Annotated in this window: 5 protein-coding genes, 1 tRNA gene and 1 pseudogene; 1 reads left to right on the top strand and 6 read right to left on the bottom strand. The window is 70.9% G+C overall.

Annotated elements, in window-relative coordinates; translation table 11 throughout:
- Positions 1-93: 93 nt before the first annotated feature.
- Positions 94-1026, bottom strand: coding sequence for an IS110 family transposase (locus B9S61_RS15680; RefSeq protein WP_258039676.1), 933 nt, complete (start codon positions 1024-1026; stop codon positions 94-96).
- Positions 1005-1442 carry a transposase gene (locus B9S61_RS42340; RefSeq protein ID WP_258039675.1) on the bottom strand — a complete coding sequence of 146 codons (438 nt, stop codon included), beginning with the start codon at positions 1440-1442 and terminating at the stop codon, positions 1005-1007. The genes B9S61_RS15680 and B9S61_RS42340 overlap by 22 nt, the downstream gene beginning before the upstream one ends.
- 550 nt (positions 1443-1992) lie before the next feature.
- On the opposite strand from B9S61_RS42340, the gene B9S61_RS15670 reads away from it, so the two are divergent.
- Complete coding sequence (locus B9S61_RS15670; RefSeq protein ID WP_103542821.1) at positions 1993-2379, top strand: hypothetical protein; 387 nt, start codon at positions 1993-1995, stop codon at positions 2377-2379.
- Positions 2380-3035: 656 nt separating this feature from the next.
- Here B9S61_RS15670 and B9S61_RS15665 read toward each other — a convergent pair.
- The 4 genes and pseudogenes from B9S61_RS15665 to B9S61_RS15650 form a co-directional block, all read right to left on the bottom strand.
- Positions 3036-3109: transfer RNA gene (locus B9S61_RS15665), tRNA-Thr, on the bottom strand.
- A 119-nt stretch (positions 3110-3228) separates the two neighbouring features.
- Positions 3229-4821: an alpha/beta hydrolase gene (locus tag B9S61_RS15660; RefSeq protein WP_103542820.1), complete on the bottom strand. Its 1593-nt coding sequence runs from the start codon at positions 4819-4821 to the stop codon at positions 3229-3231.
- Positions 4822-4929: 108 nt separating this feature from the next.
- Positions 4930-6135: a DNA polymerase III subunit delta' gene (locus tag B9S61_RS15655; protein WP_103542819.1), complete on the bottom strand. Its 1206-nt coding sequence runs from the start codon at positions 6133-6135 to the stop codon at positions 4930-4932.
- Positions 6136-6321: 186 nt separating this feature from the next.
- Positions 6322-6829 (bottom strand): annotated as a pseudogene (locus B9S61_RS15650) (dTMP kinase); the annotation flags it as partial.

The following is a 6829-nucleotide window of genomic DNA, read 5'->3' as shown; positions in this document are numbered from 1 at the left end:
CTGACCGGAGAACTCGACGGTCAGGTGGGTATGGCGAGGTAGCCCCTGGGCTCTGGTGGGTCCGGGGCTGCTGGTCGTGCTGGCGGTGGTGTGTCAGGCGCCTGCCGGGGTGAGGGTGACGTCGTGGCCCAGGGCGGTGAGCTGGCGGACGAGGTCGCGGGTTTTGCGGGTCGGGTCGAGGTTCTTGGTGTGCCAGTCGGGGCCGAGGTCGCGGTAGCGGGCGGTGGGGTCGTTCATGAGGTGCCAGACCGTGACCAGGATGGAGCGGGCGACGGCGACCAGGGCCTTGAGGTGGCCTCGTCGTTTGACGATGCGGCGGTAGCGGGCGCCGAGGAAGGTGTCGGTGCGGGCCGCGGAGACGGCGGCTTCGCCGAGTGCTCCGCGCAGCCAGGGGTTGCCTTTGCCCGCGGGCCCGGAGGTGTTCTTCGGGCCGGACTGGAAGGTGCGGGGGGACAGGCGTGCCCAGGAGGCCAGGTGGCCGGCGGTGGGGAACACGCTCATGTCGGTGCCGATCTCGGCGAGGATGACCTGGGCCGTGGCGGGCCCGACGCCGGGGATCTCGTCCAGGCGCTCGATGTCGGTCAGCGGCATCAGCATGCCCTGGCCGGGCCGGCCGTCGTCCCTGTCACCGTCCTGGTCGCCGGGGGTCGTGGAGAGTTCGCCGAGACGGGTGGTGATGCGGGCGGTGAGCTTGTCGATCTGCAGGGTGAGGTAGTCGACGGTGTCCAGCAGCATCCGCAGCATGAACGCGTGGTGTTCCTCGAACCCGCCGGCCAGTGCCTCTTGAAGCTCGGCGGGAGAAGCCTTGATGGTGCCGTGTGCGAGGCCCGCCAGGGCTCTGGGACTGCGTTCGCCCGCGATCAGTGCTTCGAGCATCGCCCGCCCGGAGACCCCGAAGATGTCGGAGATCACCGAGGACAGTTTGATCTGCGTGTCCTCCAGGAGTTTCTCCGCGCGCTGTTTGTGCCGGGTGCGCTCGTGGGTGAGGACCGCGCGGGAGCGGGTCAGGTCCCGCAGTTCGCGCACCGGCTTCGGGGCACGAACGAGGCCCTCAGCATGCCGCGTTCGGCCAGCTTGGCCAGCCACACCGAATCGAGCTTGTCGGTCTTCGGGCGGCCGGGGACGTTCTTCACGTCACGCGCGTTGACCAGCCAGCACTCCAGCCCCCGCGACTCCAGGAGAAAGAAGAAGGGCTTCCAGTACGTCGAGGTGGCCTCCATCACGACCCGGGTGATGCCCTGGCATATCAGGTGGTCCGCGAGGTCCAGGATGGCGCCGCTGGTCGCGGCCACGTGCCACACCCGCTGCACTCTCCGGCCGGGCTTTTCCTCGTGTGGGACCCGGGTGCACACCATCCCGGACGCCTTGGCGATATCGATCGCCGCGACCCGCTCCACCAACTCCGGGCCCTGCTCGCTCTCCTCGGCAACCGTCTCTGCCACGGGCGAGTGCCCCTTTCGATCGTTCCGTTCGTGCCGTCCGTACAAGGCGGCGCCCGCCCCAAGGGGCCACGGGGGAAACGAAATCTGACCGGCGTGCTCTACGGCAACAAGGCAAGGCCCCGCAGCGGCCCCTGCACCAGACTGACCTGCGGGCTTGGTGTCCCAACGAGCTACCGGAGTCGGCGAGCGGGCGCCGCGATCATGTTTTCACGCCGGCAAGGCGTTCCCCGACAGGGACCAGAAGGACTGACCTGCGGGCCGTCGGTGGCGATCAACTCCGATCCGCGCGGTACTCCTGGCTCAGAAGGCCTGCAAGGTGGTCAAAGTGGGTCAACGACGTTGACCGGTGCGAGGTGTCCTCGGGCTCGGCGGGTAGTGACGCAGCGTGTGCGTAGCCGCTGATTGGCCGGGTTCCGGAGGCCGTGCGTATTCCGCGCGCACAGCTTGATCATCCGGGCCCGGTACGCACGGCGGCCCGGTAGCTGGTGGGCATATCGATGGCCACCTTCCATAAGATTGCCCCTGATGCGCGGCCAACGAGGAGGCTTGGGTGGGCAATCTGGGGGGATACCAGACGATGACGACGCTAGCGAAGAAGGTGGGCGGCCCCGGGGCGCTGGCCGTCGTCATTGCCGTGGGCGGGTGGGCTATCGTCCGGGGTGCTGAAGCTGGCGGGAAGAACGTATTCAGGGCCGTCAAGGCTGCGGCCAAGAAGCGGAACGCCCCGTGCTCGACGAAGGGCCAGGTCTTCGACGTCGTGTCCGACGGCGAGGACGGCAAGGGCCTCGCGCTCCGGGCAGGTGACCAGTACCAAGTCATGGAGTGCGACGGGGAAGCGATCCTCATCGAGGTGCTCGGTGGCACGAACAATCCCTACTTCACGTCAGCGCAGTTCCTGGCGTCGGTGTCGGGCTTCCCCCACGACGGAAAAGATTAATGCCGAGTAGCTCGACTGCGGGTGTGGGCAGTCGAGTCAGCGGCTGACCCGCGCATCGCAGAAGCCCCCGTGAGTGCTGCGCTTACGGGGGCTTCTACGCTGACGTCGATCCAGGTCACTCGGTCTCGAGTCCGCCATTTGAGTCGATCCCGAACTCGGCCACCGACGTGCGGGCGCGGTCGACGGCGCAGAACTGTGCGCTGTCCAGTTCGTGCGTCGCCAGGGCGGCCGAGCCGTCGTTGAACGTCCCGCCCCGGATGCCCGGCTGGAGGCCGACAGCCGTGTCGTTGCTGGCTCTTCGCTCTTGAGTGGTGCGCCGGGCGATGTCGCAGACGTGCTGTCACCGGCGGTGACGGGTCTACCGGCCCCGGATTGAGGGGTCTGCCGCTGCGGCTCCCCCGGTTATGGGAACCCCCCAACAGCACTGCTTCCGGCAGCCCCGAGTACCAGGCCCGGCAGACCCATCGCCTCTGGCACGTCAGTCTGGTTCTCGTACACCGGCTCGTCCACCGCTCTGCACGCTCGCTGCACGCTTGTCCACCGGTTGTCCACCGGAGCCCCCGAGCGGCGACCCTCGGGCCGGTCAGACGCAGCGAGACTCGTTCACGGAAAGTAAAAGGACCAGGTCAGATGGGGTCTAACCTGGTCCTAGAAAGAGCCGCCTTCGGGATTCGAACCCGAGACCTACGCATTACGAGTGCGTTGCTCTGGCCATCTGAGCTAAGGCGGCATGCTGTGTGCACCATGGTGCGATCAGCGACGTCGGTAAGTCTACACAGTTTCGGGGAGTGGTTCGTACCGGCCCCGGAGGCGGGACGGAGGGGCCGCCTCCGGGGGTGATCGCACCGGCTATGAGCAGCGCTTTCCGTCCTTGGGCGGGGTGCCGTCGAGCAGGTAGGTGTTGATCGCGGAGTCGATGCAGGAGCTGCCGCGGCCGTAGGCGGTGTGTCCGTCGCCGTCGTAGGTGAGGAGGCGGGCGGAGGAGAGCTGGCCGGCCAGGGCCTCGGCCCAGCGGTACGGGGTCGCCGGGTCCCGGGTGGTGCCGACGACGACGATCGGGGCGGCGCCCTTCGCCTCGATGCGCTGCGCCTCACCGGTGGCCTTGACCGGCCAGTACGCGCAGTTCAGCGAGGCCCACGCGAGACCCTCGCCGAAGACCGGTGACGCCTTCTCGAAGTCGGGGAGCACCCGCCGCACTTCGTCGGGGGAGTCGAAGGCGGGCGGGAGATCGAGGCAGTTCACGGCCGCGTTGGCGAACATCAGGTTGGTGTATTCGCCGTCGGCGTTACGTTCGTAGTAACTGTCGGAGAGGAAGAGGAGTCCAGCGCCGTCGTTCTCCTTCATCGCCGACGTCAGCGCCTCGCGCAGCTGCGGCCAGGCACCCTCGTCGTACATGGCGGCGATCACGCCGATCGTGGCGAGCGACTCGGTGAGTGTGCGGCCGTCGGCGTCCCCGGTGGGGGCGGGGCGGGCGTCGAGTTCGTCGAAGAACGCCCTCAGGTTCTTGCCGGCCTGCCCGGGGCTGGTGCCCGCGTCGCCGAGGGGGCAGTCGCTCTGCCGGACACAGTCCTCGGCGAAGGCGGTGAAGGCCGTGTCGAACCCCTCCGTCTGTTCGAGGTTGAGCCGCCGCGCGGGCAGCGAGGGGTCCATCGCGCCGTCCAGGACGAGACGGCCCGCCCGGTCCGGGAACAGCCCGGCGTACGTCGCGCCGAGGAACGTGCCGTACGAGGCGCCGACGTAGTTCAGCTTCTCGTCGCCCAGCGCGGCCCGCACGATGTCCATGTCCCGGGCCGCCTCGACGGTGGACACATGGCGCAGCAGCTTCGGAGCGTCCGCCCCGCAGCCTTCCGCGAACTTCTTGTACGAGGAGACCAGCTTGCCGGTCTCCTTCTCGTCGTCCGGTGTGATGTCCGTCCGCGTGTACGCGTCCATCTCCGGTCCGTCCAGGCACTCGACGGGTTCGCTGCGGGCGACGCCGCGCGGGTCGACGGCCACCATGTCGTAGCGGGCGCGGACGTCCGCCGGGTAGCCGATCCCGGCGTACGCCTGGAGGTAGCCGATCGCCGAGCCGCCGGGGCCGCCGGGGTTGACCAGCAGTGAGCCCAGCCGCTTCCCCGGGCCGGTGGCCTTCTTCCGGGCGACGGCGAGGCGGATGTCACCGGCGCCCGGTTCGGCGTAGTCGAGCGGGGCCTTCAGCGTGGCGCACTGGAAGCCGGCGACGCCGCAGTCGCGCCAGGCCGGCTTCTGCTCGTAGTACCGCGCGAGGGCCGCGGGTGTGGAGCCGGGCAGGGGAGCGAGGGCTGCCGCCGCTTCCTCCTCCGCTGCCGAGCTGGCCGTACCGCTCGTCGTGCTCCCGGCGGAACAGCCCGGGATCAGCAGCGCGGCGGCGGCGAGCAGGGCGGCTCCGGTACGGGTCCTGCGGTGGGTGCGCCTTGTGTACATGCAGCGAGCGTAACGGTGTGCAACGACATGGGTGCTCTGCGCACGCGCCGTGCCTCGTACGAGTGACCGCGCCGACGCGACCGGGCGGCGGGCCGCGCCTCCGTCGGTTCAGCCGGCTCTGAGGGCCATCGTCATCGCCTCCACCGCGAGCAGCGGAGCCACGTTGCGGTCCAGGGCCTCGCCGCATGCCGCGATCGCCTCGATGCGGCGGAGGGTGGACTCCGGGGAACTGCCGCGGGCCAGGCGGTCCAGCGCTTCCTCGGCGTCCGCGTTGGCGAGGGCGATGCGGGAGCCGAGCTGGAGGGCGAGGACGTCGCGGTAGAAGCTGGTGAGGTCGGTCAGCGCGACGTCGAGGCTGTCGCGCTGGGTGCGCGTTCTGCGGCGCTTCTGCATGTCCTCGAGGTCCTTGACCACGCCCGCCGTGCCGCGCGGCAGGCGTCCGCCCTGGGCCGCGCCCAGCGCCGCCTTCAGCTCCTCGGTCTCCTTGCCGTCCATCTCCTCGGCGAGCTGCTTGGCGTCCTCGGCGGCCGCGTCGACGAGTTCCTGGGCGGCCTTGAGCGCGCCGCCGATGTCCTCGACCCGCAGGGGCAGTTTCAGCACGGAGGCCCGGCGGGCGCGGGCGGCGGGGTCGGTGGCCAGGCGGCGGGCCCGGTCGACGTGGCCCTGGGTGGCGCGGGCGACGGTGGCGGCGACGTCGGGCTCGATGCCCTCACGCCGTACGAGCATGTCGGCGACGGCGGCCACCGAGGGCGTACTCAGATTGAGGTGGCGGCAGCGGGAGCGGATGGTCGGCAGGACATCCTCGATGGAGGGCGCGCACAGCAGCCACACCGTGCGGGGGGCCGGTTCCTCCACGGCCTTGAGGACGGCGTTGGCCGACTTCTCGTTCAGCCGCTCGGCGTCCTCGACGAGGATCACCTGCCAACGGCCGTTGGCCGGGGCGGTGAAGGACTTGCGGACGGTGTCGCGCATGGCCTCGACAAGGATCTGCGCACCGACGGCGGCGATCGAGCTGACGTCGGCGTGGGTGCCGACCAGCGCCGTGTGGCAGCCGTCGCAGAAACCGCAGCCGGGGATCCCGCCGAGGGCACGGCCGGGGCTGACGCACTGGAGCGCGGCGGCGAAGGCACGCGCCGTCTGGTTGCGCCCCGCGCCGGGCGGGCCGGTGAACAGCCAGGCGTGCGTCATCTTCGACGCCCCGGGCGGGGGCGCACCGGTCGCCGCGGCGGTGACGAGCGCGTCGGCGTCCCGGGCGGCCGCGGCGAGCTGCTCGCTCACCCGCTCCTGCCCGACGAGGTCGTCCCATACGGTCATGGGTCAGCCCGTCCTTCCGTCACGTCCGTCACGTCCTGTCCGCGGATTGTCCACGGATTGCCTGCGGATTGCCTGTGGATTGCCTGTGGGACTGCCCGCGGTCCCATTGTGCGGGCGGGCACCGACAACGGCCGCGGGCGGGCACCGGCAACGGCCGTACCCGCCCGGATCCGTGGCCGGACCGGGTCAGCGCCGGCGCCCCCGGCCGCCCTCGCCGCCGTCGTCGCCCCGCTCCTCGTCGTGCGGGCCCAGCAGTTCGTCGGCCAGGGTCGGCAGGTCGTCCAGCGGAGTCTCCTCCGCCCAGTCCGAGCGCTTCCGGCGGCGCGAGGAGCTCCCGGGGCCGACCCGCGGCAGCTCGCGGGTACGGTCCACCGGGCCGTCGAACCCGCCGGGCTCGTCGTCTTCGCGCACCGGCGGCAGCACCGCCGTCTCGTCCGCCGCGCCCGGGGGAACCGCGGGCAGTACCGCCGTCTCGTCGGTCGCGCCCGGCGGGATCTGCGGTTTGGGAAGCTCGGTCGTCACCTCCGCCTCGGACATCCCGGACCGGCCGGACCGCTGCCCGGCGTCCCCGTCCGGGACGCGCGGCAGCACGGCCGTCTCGTCCACCGGACCGCCCGACGCGTTCGTCGGCGCCACCACCGGCGTCGGCACGGTCACCGCCTCACCGGCCTGCGGACCTGCGGTGTCAGGGCCG

It is taken from the genome of Streptomyces sp. SM1 (genome assembly GCF_002910825.1).
Classification (GTDB): Bacteria; Actinomycetota; Actinomycetes; order Streptomycetales; family Streptomycetaceae; genus Streptomyces; species Streptomyces okerensis.
Note: the sequence above shows the minus strand (reverse complement) of the source record. Positions and strands in the feature narration are given on the sequence as shown.

Coding starts and splice junctions, on each gene's coding strand:
- B9S61_RS15660 (WP_103542820.1), bottom strand. CDS start 4,821: ATGTACACAAGGCGCACCCACCGCAGGACCCGTACCGGAGCCGCCCTG.
- B9S61_RS15655 (WP_103542819.1), bottom strand. CDS start 6,135: ATGACCGTATGGGACGACCTCGTCGGGCAGGAGCGGGTGAGCGAGCAG.